The organism is Streptomyces sioyaensis (assembly GCF_004122735.1).
Taxonomy (GTDB): Bacteria; Actinomycetota; Actinomycetes; order Streptomycetales; family Streptomycetaceae; genus Streptomyces; species Streptomyces sioyaensis.
Window position 1 is genome coordinate 31,781 of record NZ_SDIF01000048.1, and the last position, 17,932, is coordinate 49,712.

Consider the following 17,932-nt stretch of genomic DNA (forward strand, 5'->3'; position numbering starts at 1 on the left):
CCGATTCACTCGGAGCCCTCCGCACGCGAGCGGCGCAGCCTGCGCGCGTGGCGGTATTCGCGCGTGAGGATCGTCAACAGGGCGGGAACGGCGGGTCGGGCAGCGGAGGTCAGGAGGCCCGGCCCCTTGGCCCCGGCCGCGTCGACGGTGGCCTTTTCCAGGGCTATCAGGGCCCGGGCGAAGGGACGGTTGGCGGCAGGCAGGAGCTCGATCACACGGTGACTGGCGGCCAGATCGGCGCGGGCCTGGTGGAGGAGGTGCCGCAGCAGAGCGCGTACTTCGGGGGTGTCCTGGGCGTCGACGAGGTCGGTACGGGTCACGCCGTGGCTGACCAGGGTGTCCTGGGGAACGGTCAGCCTGTCCTCGGCCAGATCTTCGGCGAGGTCATTGACGAAGTCGAGCCGCTGACTGCCGTCTATGTAGGTGCGGCAGGCGGCGCGGTAGCCGGCGGGTTCGTCACCGGGCACCAGCAGGCCGGCCACCAGCATGAAGGCCGGCAGTGAGTACGCGTCGAGGTAGCGCTGGTAGTCCGACTCCGTGGCGAAGCCGGTGAATTCGAGATCGGTGGCCGCGGTGCGGAGGAAGTCCTTGACGTGCCCGAGGAGCCGGGGGTGACGGGCGCCGGTGTGCAGGAGCGGGCGGATCACGGGGTGGTCGCTGGTGCCGGTGGCGATGGCCTGGTTCACCTCCTCCTCCCACGCCGCGTAGGCGGCGGCGCGCTGGGGCAGCGGGCCGTGGTCGAGAAGGTTGTCGGTGTGGTGCATGAATGCGGTGGCCGCGATCATGTGGGGGGCCAGCGGACGCGGCAGGAGCAGAAGGACGGCGATATAGGCCGCGCGTTTGTAACCGGCTACCAGCGCACGCTGTCGGGTGAAGTCCTCGCGCAGCTGCGGGTCGTGAATGCCCGCGGCATCCAGCCTGGTGGTCCACATGCTCATCCGGCGTTCCTTCTGTGGTGCGGCTGATCCCGTGGGCGAGCGCCGCGCATGGTCCTTGTCCGGTCGCTGTCCATCCGACCATGCCCATCCAGTACGCCGCATTGCTGCCCCGTCGCTGCCCCGTTGCCGCCCCTCCACGGGGACAGCAACGGGGCAACGGCGCATCGGGACCGGGACCCGGATCCGGGCCGGAGCGGACCGCATCATGCCCGGGCGGGCCCCTAGTGCGCCTGGATCGACTGCAGCATGTTCAGCCGTGCGGCCGTGCGGGCCGGCCAGATGGCCGCGAGGACGCCGATCAGCAGTGCCAGCGCGAGGAAGAGGCCGAGCTTGGCCCACGGCAGGACCGTCTCGTACGTCGCCACCGACGACGTCATCAGGTGGCCGCCGGCCCAGGCCAGGAAGGTGCCCGTGCCGATGCCGAGGAGCGCGCCGAACAGGGAGATCACCACGGACTCCAGGCGGACCATCTGCTTGATGCCGGCGCGGTCGAGTCCGATGGCACGCAGCATCCCGATCTCCCGGGTGCGTTCGATGACCGACAGGGCCAGGGTGTTGATGACGCCGAGGACCGCGATGACGACGGCCATGCCGAGCAGCCCGTAGATCATGTTGAGGGCGGTGGTGAGGTTCTTGCGTGCTTCCTTGGTGATCTGTTCCGTGTTCTGGACCTTGAGCAGCGGGCTGTTGCCGAGCGCCGCGCGGATGTCGTGCTCCAGTGAACCGGCCTTGCCGGGCTCGGCCTTGACCATGATGCCGTCGAGCGTGTGGGTGGCGCTGTACGGCAGGACGTCGTGCAGGGTGCCCAGCGCCTGGGTCACAGCGGGGTTCGCCTCGTACACGGCGACGATCTTCAGCTTCTTCGTGGTCGGGTGCTTCCCGGGCTCCATGGGGTCGGTGGCGGCGTCAAGCGTGTCGCCCACGCCGGCACCGGTCTTCTGGGCGAACTCGTCGGACACCGCGACGGTGCCGGCGCGGATGCCCGCCAGTGAACCCTCGCGGAACGTCAGGTCCGTGACCTTGGCGAAGGCTGCCGGGTCGGTCCCGGCGATCCCGGCGTGCTGACCGCGTGCCTGGAAGTTTCCGACGGTGAGGGGAGCGGCGGTGGCGACTCCCGGCACCTTGGCCACCTTGGCCGCGTCGGTGGGCACGAAGCCGGTGTGGTTGCTGTTGCTGATCTGGAAGTCGGCGGTGGTGCCATGGGCCGCCTCCTCATCCATGGCCTGCTGCGTGGAGTATCCGCCGACGGTGAGACCGGTGATCAGGGTGAGCCCGATCATCAGGGCCGAGGCGGTGGCGGCGGTACGGCGCGGATTGCGCAGCGCGTTCTCCCTGGCCAGCTTGCCGCTGACGCCGAAGAAGCGGGTGGTGACCTCGCCGGCCAGGGTGATCAGGGGGCGGGAGAGCAGCGGGGCGAGGACGATCACGCCGTTCAGGGTCAGTACGGAGCCGAGCATGGCGATCAGCAGGTTCGACTTGTCGGTGGTGTCGAGCGTGCAGACGTAGCCCATGACCAGGATGCCGAGCCCGGTCAGGAGCGCGCCGAGCACGTTGCGGACCCGCAGGGTGCGGGCGGGCGGCGCCACGCCGGCACTGCTGAGCACCTCGACCGGTGCGACCTTCGCGGCCTTGCGGGACGGCAGCCAGGCGGCCAGGACGGTCACGACGACGCCGACCGCCAACGACGACAGCACGGCCTGGGGCGAGACGACCAGCGGGCCGTCGGGCAGCCCGGCGCCCCCGGCGTTGAGCAGCGGGCGCAGCGCGGCGGCGATCCCCAGGCCGAGCGCGAATCCGGCGGCGGAGGCCCCGAGCCCGACGAGGGCGGCCTCGATGAGGACGGAGCGTACGACCTGGCGGCGCGAGGCGCCCACCGCCCGCATCAGCGCGATCTCACGGCTGCGCTGGGCGACCAGCATGGTGAAGGTGTTGGCGATGATGAACACGCCGACGAACAGCGCGATGCCCGCGAAGGCCAGCAGCAGCTTGGTCAGGAACTGGGTGTCCGCGGTGATCTGCGCGGACTGTTGGGCGGCCAGGTCGGCGCCGCTGGTGGCCGTGGCCCCGTCGGCGGGGAGCAGGGCCTGCACCCGGGCGGTCAGCGCACGCTCGTCGGTGCCGGGCCGCGCCGCGACCGCGATCTCGTGGAACCGGCCCGGGCTGAGGAACAGCTTCTGCGCGGTCGTGGTGTCGAACAGCGCCAGCGTGCTGCCGGCCGCCACCCGCGGGTCGTCGGTGGTGACGATGCCGACCAGCTTCTTGGCCAGCGCGGGCCCGTCGGTGGCGAAGCGGACGGTGTCGCCGATCCGATAGCCGGCCTTCTCGGCGGTCTTGGCGTCCAGGGCCAGCTCGCCGGCGGCGGCGGGGGCCCGGCCCTCCTTCAGCGGGAAGCGGCTGTCCTTGCCGGCCGTGCCGGGCTGGTAGTTCGTGGCGAGGTGCTTTTCGGGGTTGTCGGCGTTGACCGGACGGCCGTCCTTGTCGGCCAGGACGGCCTCCCCGTTGATGGTGGGGCGTACGGCGGTGACGCCGGGCAGCGCGCGGATCTTCTGCGCAAGGGCGGCGTCCAGCACGGTGGTCGACCCGCCCTCCCCGCCCTTGGCCGGGCCGCCAGCGGGGACCGACTCCGGTTCGGACATCTGCGCCTGCACGGCGACGGCGACGTCCTTGAGGCTGACGGCGGAGGCGGTGCGGAAGGCGTTGGCGGTGGTGTCGCCGAAGACGAGGGTGCCGGCGACGAAGGCGACGCCGAGCAGCACCGCGAGCGCGGTCATCATCAATCGGGCTTTGTGCGCAAGGACGTTGCGCAGGGCGGTACGCAGCATGTGGTGGTCCTGGAGGTACGCGACAGGGACATCGCGAGACGGATGAGGGGCGCAGGGGCCGGCGTGGGAGCCGGCGTCAGCTCGTGCGGTCCTTGGTGTCGAAGCGCCGCATCCGGTCGAGGACGCCTTCGGGCGTGGGGCCGGCAAGCTCGTCGATGAGGCGTCCGTCGGCGAGGAAGACGACACGGTCGGCGTAGGAGGCGGCCACCGGGTCATGGGTGACCATGACGACGGTCTGCCCGAGCTCGCGTACGGATTCCCTGAGGAAGCCCAGGAGTTCGGCGCCGGAGCGGGAGTCGAGGTTGCCGGTCGGCTCGTCCGCGAAGATGATCTCCGGTCGGCTCGCCAGCGCGCGGGCCACGGCGACCCGTTGTTGCTGGCCGCCGGAGAGCTGCGAGGGACGGTGCCGGAGCCGTCCCGACAGCCCGACGGTCGCTACGACCAGATCCAGCCACTCCTGGTCGGGCCTGCGGCCGGCGATGTCCATCGGCAGCGTGATGTTTTCCAGGGCGTTCAGCGTGGGCAGCAGGTTGAACGCCTGGAAGATGAAGCCGATCTTGTCCCGGCGGAGCCGGGTGAGCTGCCGGTCATGGAGGCGGGAGAGCTCGGTGTCGCCGATCCGGGCCGAGCCCGCCGAGATGGTGTCGAGGCCCGCCATGCAGTGCATCAGGGTCGACTTGCCGGAGCCGGACGGACCCATGATCGCGGTGAACCGGCCGCGTCCGAACTCCACTGACACCGAATCCAGCGCCACGACGCGGGTCTCCCCCTCCCCGTAGACCTTGCTCAGGCCGACGGCGCACGCGGCGGCCCCGGCGGGGGCCGGGGCCTGGGGAGCTGTGGGGGTGGTGGCTGCCTGCGACATGTCTACTCCTGGAAGGGTGCTCGACTCGCTTCCATCGTGGTCGCGCGGGTGGCCGGATCCATCGCTCTCAGGTGCGGGATCAGCAGCCCATCGAAGGGTGGACCCGGCGGGCGGGCGTAAGCCCCGAGGAAGACCCCACCTCTGCCCAAAGGAAGACGTCGCCGTTGCCTGAAGGACGACCTCTGCGGTCCGTGGGCGTACGGCAGCCGGCACGGTTCGTTCGTCGGCCGGCCCGCTTCGTCAGCCGGCCCGCTCGGCCCGGACACGGTCCGCACCGCCGTGTGAGGTCGTCCGGGAGGCGCGGGTCAGGTGGTGCTGGAGCCGGACGTGGCGGAACTGGTAGACCGCGCCGGCCTGCCGCAGCACCCCTCGCCGGTGGGCGTCCGCCAGGAAGGCGGTCACGTTCCAGGGCAGCCTCCCGGTCAGCGGCAGCCAGATACGGGAGAGGGCCACCCACTGCCCCCAGGCGGTCATGCTGAGCGCGTACGCCAGCCCGCCCCCCAGACCGCCCACGAGCCCGAAGGCGACCCAGCTGGCGATGCTGAACCACCCGGTCCAGTACAGCACCCCGCCCATGGTCCCCAAGACGAGCGCGAGCACGAGCAGGTGGAAGAGCGCGGTCGTGCGGTTGGTGTGCAGCAGGTCAGGGGGGCTGGCGGCGGTTTCGATGTCGATCGGGGCTTCCAGCCCGGCCATGAGCGCGTACGCGAGGCCGGCCGACAGGCCGTACAGGAGCGCGGCGTTGAAGCCCTGGTCGTACCTGGTGGCGAGGAAGGCCGCGAGCGCGCTCCCGGGCGAGTCCCGCACCGCGACCACGAGCGCGAACCCGAGCGCGGCCATGAGCCAGACCAGGACCCCCAACCCGAATCCGCCCACGAGCCCGATCGCCAGCCGCGGGACGAACTCCTTGCGCATCTCCGTGCGCATCTCCTTCGCACCGCCGAGCAGCCGTACGCGGACGCGCGAGGGCTCACATGCCGTCTCCCCGTACCTGTGCCCGTACACGATCCCGAAGGCCAGAGCGGACATGGAGGCGAACGAGAACCCGTTCACGAGCCCGTTCATGAGTCCCAGCACGGGTCCGAACCCGAACGCGTACCAGGTCAGGACCCACATCACCAGCCCGTCCACGAGCCCCAGGGCCAGACCGGCCACGAGCCCGATCACGCACCTGCGCGAGGAACGGCGGAGGCTGTGGCCCAGCTGCCACCAGGCGAGGTCACGGGTGCCGGGACGGTCCGAGTGCCGGGCGAGATCACGGGTGCCCGGACGGTCCGGGTGCCGGGCGAGATCACGGGTGCCGAGCCGGTCCAGGTGCTGGGCGAGGTAGCCGAGCCAGTGCAGGACGCGGGCGCGGCGAGCGGGGGGCTGGTCCTGGTAGAGGGTGGGGATGAAGTTGTCCAAGAGGTGGTCCTCCAGCGCCTCGGGCGCGGCGAACCGGGTCTCCAGCAGCTCGGACGGGGTGCGGTCCGGGGTGTCGCTGTAGAGGGTGCGGGCGAGCGCGACCATCAAGGGAGTCGTCAGCACCGCGGCGAGCGGGGCGCCGGCCGGGTCCTGCGGATGCGCGCGCAGGGACCTGAGGACGGGCTCCCACCCGGTCGAGGTGGCGGTCGTCTTGCGCGCCGTGCGCGGCAGGTAGTGCTCCAGGTCGGCCGGGGAGAGGTCGGTCAGTTCGACGACCGCGGCCGCGGTGAGTGCCTTGGTGTTCCGCACGGCGGCGGCGTACTCGTCGCGGCGGCTGGTCAGCAGCAGGTGCATGGCCGCGTGACCGTTGAGTCTCTCCAGCGCGCGGCGGTGGAGTCCGTCGGCGATCTCGTCGAACCCGTCCAGGACGGGCAGGATACGGTCCCTCTCGACCAGCTCGGCAGCGAGTGTCGAGGCGCCGGGGCCGGGTCCGGTGACCGCCAACCCGGGGTAGTCACGCTCCAGTTGGCCGGTCAGCCAGCGACGCAGGGGCATGGCCGGGTCCCATGACGCGAGGCTGAAGATCACCGGCACGGGTTCGGTCGAGGCGGTCCGGGCCTTCAGCAGATCCAGGACGAACCGTATGGTCAGAATGGACTTCCCCGCTCCCGCCCGGCCGAGCACCACCAGCCGCGCGGACGGGATCCGCCGGTACACGTCCACGATCTCGTGCAGTTGACCGGCCAGGGGCAGGGGGCCGGGGACGGGGAGCGTCCCGGGCCGCGCGAGGCAGATGTTGGACCAGTGGTCCGTCAGCTCGTCGGACGCCCGCTGCCAGCGCACCGGCAGCGGGATCGGATCCTGGACCTTGCGCTGTTCCTCCTCGTCCCGCCACTGCTTGCGGACCGACTCCGCGAGCCGGTCCGCGGCATCGTCCAGGGTGCCCTTGAAGGTCGGGGGCATGCGGACGTCGTTGAACGTCACCTGGCTGATCACGTCGGCCATGAGCGCGTGACCGTACGTGATCCCGTTCAGCTCGTTGCGGGTCCCGCCGGTGCGCGGTGCCGGTCGGCCCGCCGGTGCGCCGCCGGTTCGCCGGCGACGCACCTCACGGACGACGAGCACCACGGCCAGTGCGATGACCGCGGCCCGGCCCCACGGCACGTACCGGGCCGGGACCAGACCGTTCCCCGCCACCATCACGGCACCGGCCGGCATCAGCACCCGCACGACAGGCACCATCGCGCCGAGCGCCACGGTGGCCGGCGACGGCCGTTTCACGCCGCTGCCCCTCCGCCACGGAGCGCCGCCGGCCGGCCCTGCGCACGGCTCACGGGTGCCGCAGACGCTTCATGATCAGCTTCACGTAGTCGTTCATGTCGGCCTGCAGACACGGGAACTGGGCGTGCTTGCCGGTGCACCCCTTGGCCCACCTGCTGCCGTCGCCGTAATCCACGAAACGGTACGGAATGCCGGACGACTTCAGATGCGCCGCCATCGTCGCGGTCGTCACCTGCGCCCCCTTCTCGACCGCGGCCTGGACCGGGTTGTCCAGCAGGTTGCCACCGTCGCCGGAGTACATCGCGACGCCCATCCCGCGCAGCGCCGTGACGTGGTGGGCGGGGCTCGCCGCGTTCCAGGCGCCGTCCAGGGGCCACAACGGCGACCCGAAGATCGCGTCGGGCGCGGCGTACGGCTTGCCGTACGCCGGAACCACTCCGCTGCCGACCACGGCGCCGCGCCCCCAGGGAGACCGGAGGTCGAGGTCCGCGGAGAAGCTGCCCGCGTAGCGGAACAGGTCCGGCCGGTCCTCTGCGTAGTGGATCGCGCCGAAGCCGCCCATCGAGTGGCCGACGATCGCCCGGCCCGCCCTGGCGGCGATGGTCTTCAGGTTGGCGTCGATGAACGGGATCACCTGCTTGAGGTGGAAGGTCTCCCAGTTCTGGCGGCCGCGCGGGCCGGGGTTCCGCCAGTTCGCGTACCAGCCGTGGCCGCCGCCGTTCGGCGACACGGTGATCAGCGGAACGCCCTTGGTCGCATGCTCCGCGATGGTCTTGGTCCACAGGGAGTTCGGGAGGTCACCGGCGCCGTGCAGGTGATAGAGCACGGGATAGCGGGTGGCGGCGGCGCCGTTGTACCCGGTCGGCAGCGTGACCATGAGGACGTGCTCGCCCGGGACCTGGCCCTTCATCGCATCGTAGGTCGGGACCTGCCGGGACTTCACCGTGACGACGAACGTGCGCTTCTCGGGGCCCGCCCATTTCGGCTGGCTGACCACGGTGAGGCCGAAACCGTCTGCGAAGTGCGGTGGTGCGGTCGCGGCCTGCGCGGCGGGCGCGGCCGGCCCGACCATGCCGAGCAGGGCGACGAGGCCGACGAACGCGGCGCCCCAGCCACGTAACCCGGCCCTGGACAGGATCTTCATGTGCTTACCCCCGTTTTCGACTTCGGACCCGCCGCGAGCTGCGCGAGCGAGTACGGATGAGGGCGCCCACCCGCGTGGTACGCCCGGAGACACCGGAATGCAGTGCGGTGCCGGGAAGTGCAGTGGAGTGCTGTGGAGTGCTGTCAGTGCGGTGGAGTCTGTGCAAAGCGTGCTGCCGTGTTGCGCAGTACCTGGGGTGACTGGACAGATCTGGTCTCAGATGGTGAAGCGGTTCGGTGGTGGTGTCAACCAGCCCTTACGCCAAGGGAATTGGCGTTCGAACGGGGCAGTGGCGCCGACATCCGTTCGGCCGGCAGCCGAATCCCGACACCGGGCGCGCCCACCAGCGCATATCCACGAATCGGGGGCGAGTTCACCGTGCGAGGCGCAGAAATAACTCCGCAGCGAGGGAATTCCCCAGTACCGCGGCACCACCTGACGAAAGAGCGCGATAGCTGACAGAGCCATAGCTCAGTGCATGTACAGGTCATTTGACGCTCAACAGGCCGCATAACACCGGGAATTCACGCCGGCGAGAACTCACCGCCCGCCCATTACCCTTAAAGCAATGACATATCGGTCATACACCCTATACGCCGCTGTTACACAACGGCAGCTCGCCCGATGGGTTCGCCTCCTAACTTATGCCTGGCGGCCGCATATACCGGCACAGAACGGTTCATGCGGCACAACTAGTAAATTCCTAGGTTTACGCAGGAGGAACACCTATATGCGCACCAGGCTCCGCAGCAGTCTCGTACGTACCGCCGCTATTACTGCCGTCGCGAGTGGTGCGGTCATTGCGCCGGCTGCCTCCGCGATGGCCGCCGACGCAAGTTCGGCGCCGTCGTCCTCGGCCAGCTCCTCGGAGGCCCAGGCAAAGGCCGAAGCCGACGCCAAGGCCAAGGCCAACGGCAACACCCACACCAACTCCGAAGCCAGCGCCAAGGCCGAAGCCGACGCCAAGGCCAACGCAAAGGCCGAAGCCGGCGCCAGGACTTTGGTCACCACCAAGACCGTCTCGGAGGCCGGCGCGAGCGCCCATGCGAGCGCCAACGCGAGTGCAAGCGCCAGCGCCAACGTCTCCGTCAAGGTCTACGTCGACGCGCACGGCCAATACGCCGCCGAGCTGTGGAGCAAGGACGCCAAGACCGGAAAGACGGTCAAGTGCGGCACGATCGACAAGGCCGGCCAGACCGTTACGTGGAAGAACGCGAAGTACACCCTCCACACCGACGGCAGCATCGTGAGCACCAGCGCCGGTGGCAAAACGGTCACGCACCAGCTGACCCGGTCCGAGGCGAACGCTGCCTCCAAGGCGCAGGTTGCGGCCAAGGCCAAGGCCCGCGGTTCGGCGGTTGTGCCCACCTCCGCCGGCAAGCAGGTCAGCCAGGTTCCGACCGGTTCCGTCGCCGCCGGCTACGAGCAGCCGGCCGGCAACGGGAGCAACGGCCTGATCGGTGTCGGCTCCGCTGCCGCCGCCGCGTCCGCGGCCGGTCTGGGCTTCGTGCTCAAGCGCCGCATGGGTGCCGGCCAGGCCGGCTGATCCCAAGCGGCATCGAAACCAGAGCGTGAGGAGCTGACCGACCGTGCAAACCCTAGGTAACCTCCCGCAGGCTGTCAGGACAGGCTTCCTTGCGCTCGCCGCAGCCGGAGTCCTGGCGGGAGTCTCCGGCTGCGGCACAGCCGATGCCAAAGCCGCCCCGGACATCAGCGTGAAGTCCACTACCGGCCAAGCTCCGCGGGAGCAGGCCAAGCCGCTGAGCAAGTCCACACCTGTCAGCCTGGACATCCCCGACGCCAAGGTGAAGGCGAACCAGGTCCTGCCGCTGGGCCTGGACAGTTCCGGTCAACTGCAAGTCCCGCCTGCCTCGCAAGGAAACCTTCCCGGCTACTACACCAAATCGGTCACGCCCGGCGAAGCGGGACCAGCCATCATGGTCGCCCACTACGACACCGATAAGGGCCCGGCGCTGATGAAGAACGCGGCGGACATCAAAATCGGCTCGGAGATCAAGGTCGGACGCAAGGACGGGACCACGGCAACATTCAAGGTCCGACAGATCCAGCAGGTCGGCAAGGATGGCTTTCCCACCCAGAAGGTGTACGGAAAAACGGACCGCCCCGAACTACGACTGATCACCTGCGGCGGACCCATCGTGAACGGACATCGCTCCGACAACATCATCTTCTACGCCGACCTGGTCACGTAACTCCGCATGCGACCCCGTCGGCGCGCGCATCCAGGGACGAACAGGCCGCTCGAACTGGCAACGAATCTGCTTCAGTTCGCGCACCGGCGGGGCCGGCGAGAAATAGCGGCACGGAGCGAATCACCCCCTGATGGGTCGTCAGGCCGCCTCGCCGCGGCCTTCCCGCACACGACACATCACGTGAACCCGACATCCGGCGACACAGTCCCATACATCCGAGGCCCGGCAACCCTGCGCATTGTCTCCGCAGAATGGGCACGCGCCCGCCGCTGAATCGCGTTTTACCGAACGACCGCCCGCCGAGCACCACTTCAAGCGGTTGATTTGTCCTTTGAGTGCCCCTGCCGGTACCCCGCCACAATCCTTGGCCACCCAAGAGTAGGTGAAGGAGTTGTCACCGTCCGGTCGAAAGTACGGCTTGCCGACATCACGTGATACCGGAACGTCTACAGAAATAACCGACGGGTCGCGATGGCCGGGTCGCCCGTGGGCGTGGTTTGATCTCGCGGCAATCGGAAGTTGCACATCCGCTTCCGCTTCCAGGTATCAGGAGTCGTCGGAACGGCAGGGTCACCTGTCGCCGGTCGGCCGATACCGCTCACGATCACCACGAACGACGAAGGGAAGGGCCAGTCATGCGTAAGGACTCCATGCCCCAGAACGAGGTCCACGAGATCGCCGACAGCGACCTGGACAACGTCTCCGGCGGAATACTCGGTGCCGGAAACCTGACGGGCGCCGGAGACTCCTCCCTGCCCGCGCTGCCGACCCTGCCCGCTCTGGGCGGCTCGGTTTCCGGCGGCGTGAGCGGCCAGATAGGCCCCGTCTCCGGCCAGGCAGGTTTTTCCGGCGGCGCCGGCCTCTGAGCCTCTCCACCAGGTGACCCCCGGGTTGTTATTACTCACCCTTCGGGTCCAGCCGAATTCCAGTGGGGTGGTCTTGGGCCCCGGAGCTGTCGCTCCGGGGCCCTCGGCATGCCCCCGGCCGGCCTCGGCCGACGCCCGCGCCACGGGATGTCTGCCCTGCTCAGGAGGGATTCCCGGACGTCTCGGAAGGCGCCGGGAACGGTGCGCGGAGTAGGGTGAAAGCACCGGTGCGAAGCGCCCGGAGGCCGCTCGGGGTGCCGTCGGTACGAAGGACGTGAGCCCATGGAGACAGTTGTCACCGTGGCGGCCATCCTGGCCCTGATCACCCTGGTCGCGTACCTGATCAACCTGCGCAACGGGCAGCAGGACGGCCCTGGCACGGCGCGGCACGGCGGACGGGGCACGGCGGCCCCCCGCGGCGGGGCCCGGCCCTCGCGCGGGGCCCGGAACGCCGCGCGCCGACGGCCGGCCGGGCTCGGCGACCCGCCCACGTTCCCGCCGGGAGGCCAGCGATGAAGCCCTCCCAGCCGCTGCCTCCCGCCGGGCAGGCCGAGGTCCGTATCGTCGCGGCGACGCCGGAGGTCGCCCGCATGATCGCGGAGGCGCTCCGCAGCCGCTTCGCCGCCACCGAGCAGCGCAGCTACCCCGCCGGTGGCGAAGGCGCGACCCGCCTGCACCTCACGGTGGACACCACCCACACCGCGGAGCCGCCCCGGTCCTGGCTGGTGACCAGCAGGTCTTCCGGGTCCGACCGCATCCAGGCGGACGAGATCTGAGGAGCCGGTCGCGGCCGGGCCGCCCGCGAGGCGCATGCCGTACCGAAAACAAGGAGCGAGCGGCAGCCATGGCAACACTGCACCAGCGGAAGAACTACCGCAGAGCGGTCTTGAATGCGCTGTACCAGGCCACCGAGGAGAACCGTCCGGGCACCACGGGGGCCAAGCTGCGCGAAGACCTCGGCCTGCCCGAGCAGGATCTGGCCGCCGCCTGTACGTATCTGGTGGGCGAAGGGCTGGTCGAGGTCGACTGGACGACGCACCACACGCCGGCGATGGTCACGCTGACGCATGAGGGCATCCGGCAGATGGAGGCCGAGGAGGAGGAACGGGAGGTGCGCGAGACGCGCGGCTGACCGGGCGGGCGGTGCGCCCGCCGGGGCCCGCTCTCGGCGGCCCGCCCATCCACGACGGTCAGAACTGGAACCCGGGCAGTTCGGTGGACTCCGGCGGCGCGGGGGCGGGGGCGGTGACACAGGTGAAGCCCAGGCGGGTCAGCGCCCTGGTCATCTCGCCCGCCGTGAAGTCCCGGCGGTCCTGCCGGGTGATCACCGCACCGACCTGCTTGACGGGGTAGGTGCGGCGGCCGATGACCACACAGGGACCGAGGGCGGGCTCCGGCGTGATCCCCGCCATGAGCTGCTCCACCTCACTCTTGAGGAAGTCGAAGGGGAAGTGGGCGATAACGCATCGCATGGTGCCTCAACAGGGTTGAAGGAAGGGCCCGGCACTTCCTGCCGGGTCCGGATCGATGCGGCCGCCCATGGCGTGAGCGGCCCGGAGGGACGGGTTCATGCGGTCGCGCCGCCACGGGAACGGTCCCGCGGCCCGGCGCCCCGCCCGTACGCCGGCGCGGAGGAGCGACGCCCCCGGCCGGAACCTCCCCGCCGGCGGCGCGAGGCCGTGGTGCGCGGCGCGTTCTGCTGCGCGGCCGGGGCGGCGACGGTGACGGGGACGCCCGAGGGGACCCGGGCACCGGTGATCCGGCTCAGTTCGGCCTCACCGGAGCGCACCGTGGCCGTCTGCGGAGTGATCCCGGCGTCGGCCATCAGACGGGCCATCTCGCGTCGCTGGTGGGGCAGGACGAGGGTGACGACGCTGCCGGACTCGCCGGCGCGGGCGGTGCGCCCGCCGCGGTGCAGATAGTCCTTGTGATCGGTGGGCGGGTCCACGTTGACCACGAGATCGAGGTCGTCGACATGGATGCCGCGGGCCGCCACGTTGGTGGCGACCAGGGCCGTGACGTGGCCCTCCTTGAACTGGGCCAGGGTGCGGGTGCGCTGCGGCTGGGACTTCCCGCCGTGCAGCGCGGCGGCCCGCACGCCGCTCTTCAGCAGATGCCGGGTGAGCCGGTCCACGGCGTGCTTGGTGTCGAGGAACATGATGACGCGGCCGTCACGGGCGGCGATCTCGGTCGTCGTGGCGTGCTTGTCGGCGTCGTGGACGTGCAGGAGGTGATGCTCCATCGTGGTCACCGCCCCCGCGGAGGGGTCGACCGAGTGCACGACCGGGTCGTGCAGGTAGCGGCGGACCAGGGCATCGACATTGCGGTCCAGGGTGGCCGAGAAGAGCAGCCGCTGACCGTCGGCGGGCATCAGGTCGAGCAGCGCGGTGATCTGCGGCAGGAACCCCATGTCGGTCATCTGGTCGGCCTCGTCCAGCACGGTGAGGGCGACGCGGTCCAGCCGGCAGTCACCGCGCGCGATGAGGTCCCGCAGCCGGCCGGGGGTGGCGACCACGACCTCGGCGCCGTCCCGCAGGGCGCCGGCCTGACGGCCGATCGACATGCCGCCGACCACCGTGGCCAACCGCAGCGCCAGGGCGCGGGCATAGGGGGTGAGCGCGTCCGTCACCTGCTGGGCGAGTTCCCGGGTGGGGACGAGGACGACGGCCAGCGGCCGGCGGGACTCCGCGCGCTGTCCGGCGGTCCGGGCGAGCATCGCGAGGCCGAAGGCCAGGGTCTTGCCGGAGCCGGTGCGGCCCCGGCCCAGCACGTCCCGGCCGGCCAGCGAATTCGGCAGCGTCGCCGCCTGGATCGGGAACGGCACGGTCACGCCCTCGGCGTCGAGCGCCGCGAGGAGCGGCCGGGGCATGTCGAGCTCGGCGAAGGCGGCGACGGCCGGCAGCGACGGGGTCAGGGACTCCGGAACGCTGTACTCACCCTGCCGCGCACCGGAGCGGCCTTTCCGGCCGGCCGAGGTGCGGGAATTCTTCGCGCGGGTCGATGTCTTTGCGCGGTGGGGCTTCTTCGAACGCTCCCCGGCGGTGGGGCCGCCCTGACCCGTGCGGGCGGTGCGGCCGTTCGTACGTGCTGTGCGGTTCATGGTGAACCTTCCTCGGTCGTGAGCGACACGTACGAGGAATTCTCGGCCCTGCGGACCACACGGAGAATCGCCACAACGAGTCGAACAAGATATGAAACAGGTCCGGCCGCGAACGAGGTTTTCGAGGGTTGCGCGCCGGGAATTCGCGGAATTCGGCGCAGCGGCCCGTCCGATGACCTCGGAAGGCGGGCTTCGAAAACAGGACTCGAAGGGCAGGACTCGAAAGCCGCGACGACGGCAGGCAAATGCCGGATACGCCGTCCCCGCGACGGCGGCGCGCAGTGCCCGTCCGCCCGGACGTCGGAACGCCCCCCGGAGCGGCACGGCTGCGTGGGCCGCGAAATGACAAGCGCTGGGGCCCGCACCCAAGGCGCGGGCCCCAGCGTTGCACGCTTCAGCTTCAGGCGGGAACGATGTTCTCCGCCTGCGGGCCCTTCTGGCCCTGGGTGACGTCGAAGCTCACCTTCTGGCCCTCCTGCAGCTCACGGAAGCCCTGGGCGGCGATGTTCGAGTAGTGGGCGAACACGTCGGCGCCGCCACCGTCCTGCTCGATGAAGCCGAAGCCCTTTTCCGAGTTGAACCACTTCACGGTGCCAGTAGCCATATCTTATTTCTCCTTCGGGGAATTCTTTGGACCCGCACTGCGCGAGCCTCGCGTCGCCGCGATGATTGCCCCACCCGGAAAAATTCCGGCTACACAAAACGCTCCCACCGGCTCGGAGCCGACCGAAGCGTTGAAGATTTTTGGGAACCACAACTGCAACTGATATCGACAGTAGCACGGCTCATACACCACCGCACAGAGGTTTCCCGGCCGACCGGCCACGAGCCCGGAGCCGGGGCCCGCGCATCCGCAATTTCTCCGGTCGCGACATGAGATATTCATCGCCATTCGACGCCGAATCCATGTACGCCACCCCCGCAGTACAAGCCCAGACCGGCCCAAATCTGTAGCGGCCGAAATAGACATTCTTCACCGCCAGCGGATAGGATTGACCCTTCGATGCCCAGGACGAAGGGTGCGCATGGCTCCGGAACCCCGGCCGCACGCCGCCGACCATCTCGACGACGACGAGTACCCCGCCTACACCATGGGCCGCGCCGCGGAGTTGATCGGCACCACACCCGCCTTCCTGCGGTCGCTCGGCGCGGCCCGGCTCATCACCCCGCTGCGGTCCGGCGGCGGCCACCGCCGCTACTCGCGCCGTCAGCTGCGCATCGCCGCCCGCGCGCGCGAACTCGTCGACCAGGGCACCCCGATCGACGCCGCCTGCCGCATCATCGTCCTCGAAGACCAACTCGATGAGGCCCTGCGCCGCAACGAGGAACTGCGCCGGCACGAGGGTCGCCCGGACCGGACGGGCAGCTCCTGACGGCAGTCGGTTCGGTGGACCGCTGACGGGCGCTGACGATCAGGCGCCCGGAGGCCGGGGCCCGAGGGCGCGAAGAGGCCGCACATATGGCCGAATTGGCACGGTGCCCGGGGACGCGGATCCCGAGGGACGCGTTTGCGAGGGATGCGAATCCAGGTCGGGGGATCGGTTTCCGAGGCGCATGCGTCCGGCGGAGGCGATTTCCGCCGGACATCTTCGCGACGGGTGCCGTTTGTTCCGATGGACGCAGCTTCCGGCCCCGGCCCGGTGGTTTCTTCACCTCGATGTCGCGTCGCTTCGTCCTTCCCGGCGGCGAACGGCTTTCCGCCACCCCTTCGGATTCCGCTGCGTGTGACGATTCCTCAAAAACCGCACCCCGTAAGCGATTCCCGCAACTGTGCCGGGTTTTATTGTGGCGAGACCGGTAAGATCATGGAACGCGCCGTGCGACCGCGGCGGGCCCACTCCCCGGCGGAGGCGGGCGGTGGCACGGCCCCGGGTGCAGGCGCCCATCGCGCACGCTCCGGGAGCGGACCCTCCGCAATCACCGGGTCGAATTCTCCGCTATGGGGCGAGTATCCGGGAAGTGAATTGCCGTCCCGTATACGGGAGATAGGCCGACGTCGGCAATTTCCTTGACGCATCCCGGTGTTCGTGCGGACATGTCCGGAGTGGAATACCAACGGGTAAGGAAATCTGCACGGAAGCGTTACAAGCTCTACGCTTTGCCTTCCGTATGTGCGGTTAGCGTTGCTGGCCGCTCGATCCCGCGTGCGAAGGTGAAAAAACCTCGCCGGCGTCCCTGGCGGCGCAGTCAGCACAGAAAGATCGCAGATGGATTACTGCTCGTCGTGCCGTCGAAATCTCAATGGGGCGCTGGTGTGCCCGGGATGCGGTGATTACGCCCCCGACATCGCCCCGCCGTCCTCCCGCCGCGAGGCCTCCCCGGTGGATGCGGCCGCCGCCGCTCCCGAATGGGAGGCCTGGCCGACGAAGGACGGTCCCGCCTCGTTGTCCGGCCTCGGTGCTCCGCACGCCGGCTACGCGCCCGAGGGCGACGCCGGGTCCGGTGCGTCGGAGGCGGAGGCCGAGGGAACCGGTACGGCCGGCGACCACGACGGCGCCGCCACCGACGGGCTCGGCCGGGCCGCCCGGCGCCGGCAGCAGGCGCGCTGGAAGAAGTACCGCCGGCGGGCCGCGGCCGCCACGGCCCTCGCCCTGGTGGGCGGCGGCCTGACCACGAGCCTCCTGCAGAACAAGCCGGCCACCGAGCACGCCCAGGCGGCCGCGGCACCGGATCCGACGGACGCGGACACGCCCCGGGCGGTGAACACCAGCGCGTCCTCGAAGGAGCCGGACGGCCATCCTTCGCGGCACCACGACAGCCGCTCGTCCAGGGGTTCCGCCGACCGGAAGCCCACCGTGGCCGGCACACCGACCGCCGCCCCGACGAGCCCGCGGCCGGCCACCACCACGGCCGCCCCGCCCCGGCACCACGCGACCCCGCGCGCGACCCCGCACACCACCTCCGCGCCGGCGGGGACGTCCCACGACAGCCACGGCCCCGCGGCGGCACCGAGGACCACCCCGCCCCCGTCCGACTCCGGGTCCGACTCCGGGTCCGGTACGAGCACCTCGCAGACGGGCCCGGAGCAGACCCCGCCGACGGCCGACCCGGCCTCGCCGGTGTGCCTGCTGGGAGTGGTGTGCGTCAACTGACCTCTCCGGCGGCGCTTCAGCGCCGCCCGTCCTCCTGGAGACCGGCCGCGAACAGGCCCGACCCGCAGGCGAGCACGGCGGTCGGCACCGGTGCTCAGCGGGCCCGGCGCCGCCCTGCCGGTGCGGCTTCGGCGTGCCGCACCGCGGCGTGCGGATCGGGGGACGGGCCGGCGGCCGGGCCGGGGGACGGCGGCCCGGCCGCCGGCC

At 70.4% G+C, this 17,932-nt stretch carries 16 protein-coding genes; 8 read left to right on the forward strand and 8 right to left on the reverse strand.

Translation table 11 applies throughout. The features are described from left to right. Positions 1-5: 5 nt before the first annotated feature. The 5 genes from EST54_RS18075 to EST54_RS18095 form a co-directional block, all read right to left on the reverse strand. Positions 6-938, reverse strand: coding sequence for a squalene/phytoene synthase family protein (locus tag EST54_RS18075; protein ID WP_129248681.1), 933 nt, complete (start codon positions 936-938; stop codon positions 6-8). 221 nt (positions 939-1,159) lie between these two features. Then, the gene (locus tag EST54_RS18080; RefSeq protein WP_129248682.1) at positions 1,160-3,760 is read right to left on the reverse strand and encodes an ABC transporter permease; all 2,601 of its coding nucleotides are present in this window, start codon (positions 3,758-3,760) and stop codon (positions 1,160-1,162) included. Between the two features lie 76 nt (positions 3,761-3,836). Further along, positions 3,837-4,625 carry an ABC transporter ATP-binding protein gene (locus tag EST54_RS18085; protein WP_129248683.1) on the reverse strand — a complete coding sequence of 263 codons (789 nt, stop codon included), beginning with the start codon at positions 4,623-4,625 and terminating at the stop codon, positions 3,837-3,839. A gap of 240 nt (positions 4,626-4,865) precedes the next feature. Then, positions 4,866-7,310 carry an NACHT domain-containing protein gene (locus EST54_RS35490; RefSeq protein WP_244942550.1) on the reverse strand — a complete coding sequence of 815 codons (2,445 nt, stop codon included), beginning with the start codon at positions 7,308-7,310 and terminating at the stop codon, positions 4,866-4,868. A gap of 49 nt (positions 7,311-7,359) precedes the next feature. Further along, on the reverse strand, positions 7,360-8,454 hold the full coding sequence (locus EST54_RS18095; RefSeq protein WP_129248684.1) for an alpha/beta hydrolase: 1,095 nt from the start codon (positions 8,452-8,454) through the stop codon (positions 7,360-7,362). Between the two features lie 730 nt (positions 8,455-9,184). Between EST54_RS18095 and EST54_RS34105 the strand changes: the two genes are divergently transcribed. From EST54_RS34105 to EST54_RS18130, 6 genes are all read left to right on the forward strand, one after another. Beyond that, positions 9,185-10,000 carry a hypothetical protein gene (locus EST54_RS34105; RefSeq protein WP_154074027.1) on the forward strand — a complete coding sequence of 272 codons (816 nt, stop codon included), beginning with the start codon at positions 9,185-9,187 and terminating at the stop codon, positions 9,998-10,000. Positions 10,001-10,043: 43 nt separating this feature from the next. Continuing rightward, a complete protein-coding gene (locus EST54_RS18110; RefSeq protein WP_167511564.1) occupies positions 10,044-10,667 on the forward strand; it encodes a class F sortase in 624 nt (207 codons plus the stop codon). A 635-nt stretch (positions 10,668-11,302) separates the two neighbouring features. Beyond that, a complete protein-coding gene (locus tag EST54_RS18115) occupies positions 11,303-11,533 on the forward strand; it encodes a type A2 lantipeptide (protein WP_129248686.1) in 231 nt (76 codons plus the stop codon). Positions 11,534-11,815: 282 nt separating this feature from the next. Further along, entirely contained in the window at positions 11,816-12,049 is a 234-nt protein-coding gene (locus EST54_RS18120; RefSeq protein WP_129248687.1) for a hypothetical protein, read from the forward strand. Beyond that, positions 12,046-12,309, forward strand: a complete 264-nt coding sequence (locus EST54_RS18125; RefSeq protein WP_129248688.1) for a hypothetical protein — start codon at positions 12,046-12,048, stop codon at positions 12,307-12,309. The genes EST54_RS18120 and EST54_RS18125 overlap by 4 nt, the downstream gene beginning before the upstream one ends. Positions 12,310-12,377: 68 nt before the next feature. Next, a complete protein-coding gene (locus EST54_RS18130; RefSeq protein WP_129248689.1) occupies positions 12,378-12,665 on the forward strand; it encodes a hypothetical protein in 288 nt (95 codons plus the stop codon). A gap of 58 nt (positions 12,666-12,723) precedes the next feature. On the opposite strand, the gene EST54_RS18135 is transcribed toward EST54_RS18130, so the two are convergent. The 3 genes from EST54_RS18135 to EST54_RS18145 all read right to left on the reverse strand — a co-directional run bounded on the left by EST54_RS18135 (position 12,724) and on the right by EST54_RS18145 (position 15,237). Next, entirely contained in the window at positions 12,724-13,005 is a 282-nt protein-coding gene (locus EST54_RS18135) for an SCO5918 family protein (protein ID WP_129248690.1), read from the reverse strand. Between the two features lie 95 nt (positions 13,006-13,100). Then, positions 13,101-14,633, reverse strand: coding sequence for a DEAD/DEAH box helicase (locus EST54_RS18140; protein ID WP_129248691.1), 1,533 nt, complete (start codon positions 14,631-14,633; stop codon positions 13,101-13,103). A gap of 400 nt (positions 14,634-15,033) precedes the next feature. Then, a complete protein-coding gene (locus tag EST54_RS18145; protein ID WP_006604579.1) occupies positions 15,034-15,237 on the reverse strand; it encodes a cold-shock protein in 204 nt (67 codons plus the stop codon). 421 nt (positions 15,238-15,658) lie between these two features. Here EST54_RS18145 and EST54_RS18150 point away from each other — a divergent pair, with 421 nt between their 5' ends. Continuing rightward, the gene (locus EST54_RS18150; protein ID WP_129248692.1) at positions 15,659-16,006 is read left to right on the forward strand and encodes a MerR family transcriptional regulator; all 348 of its coding nucleotides are present in this window, start codon (positions 15,659-15,661) and stop codon (positions 16,004-16,006) included. An 834-nt stretch (positions 16,007-16,840) separates the two neighbouring features. Next, on the forward strand, positions 16,841-17,725 hold the full coding sequence (locus tag EST54_RS34110) for an SCO2400 family protein (protein WP_154074028.1): 885 nt from the start codon (positions 16,841-16,843) through the stop codon (positions 17,723-17,725). Positions 17,726-17,932 lie beyond the last annotated feature (207 nt).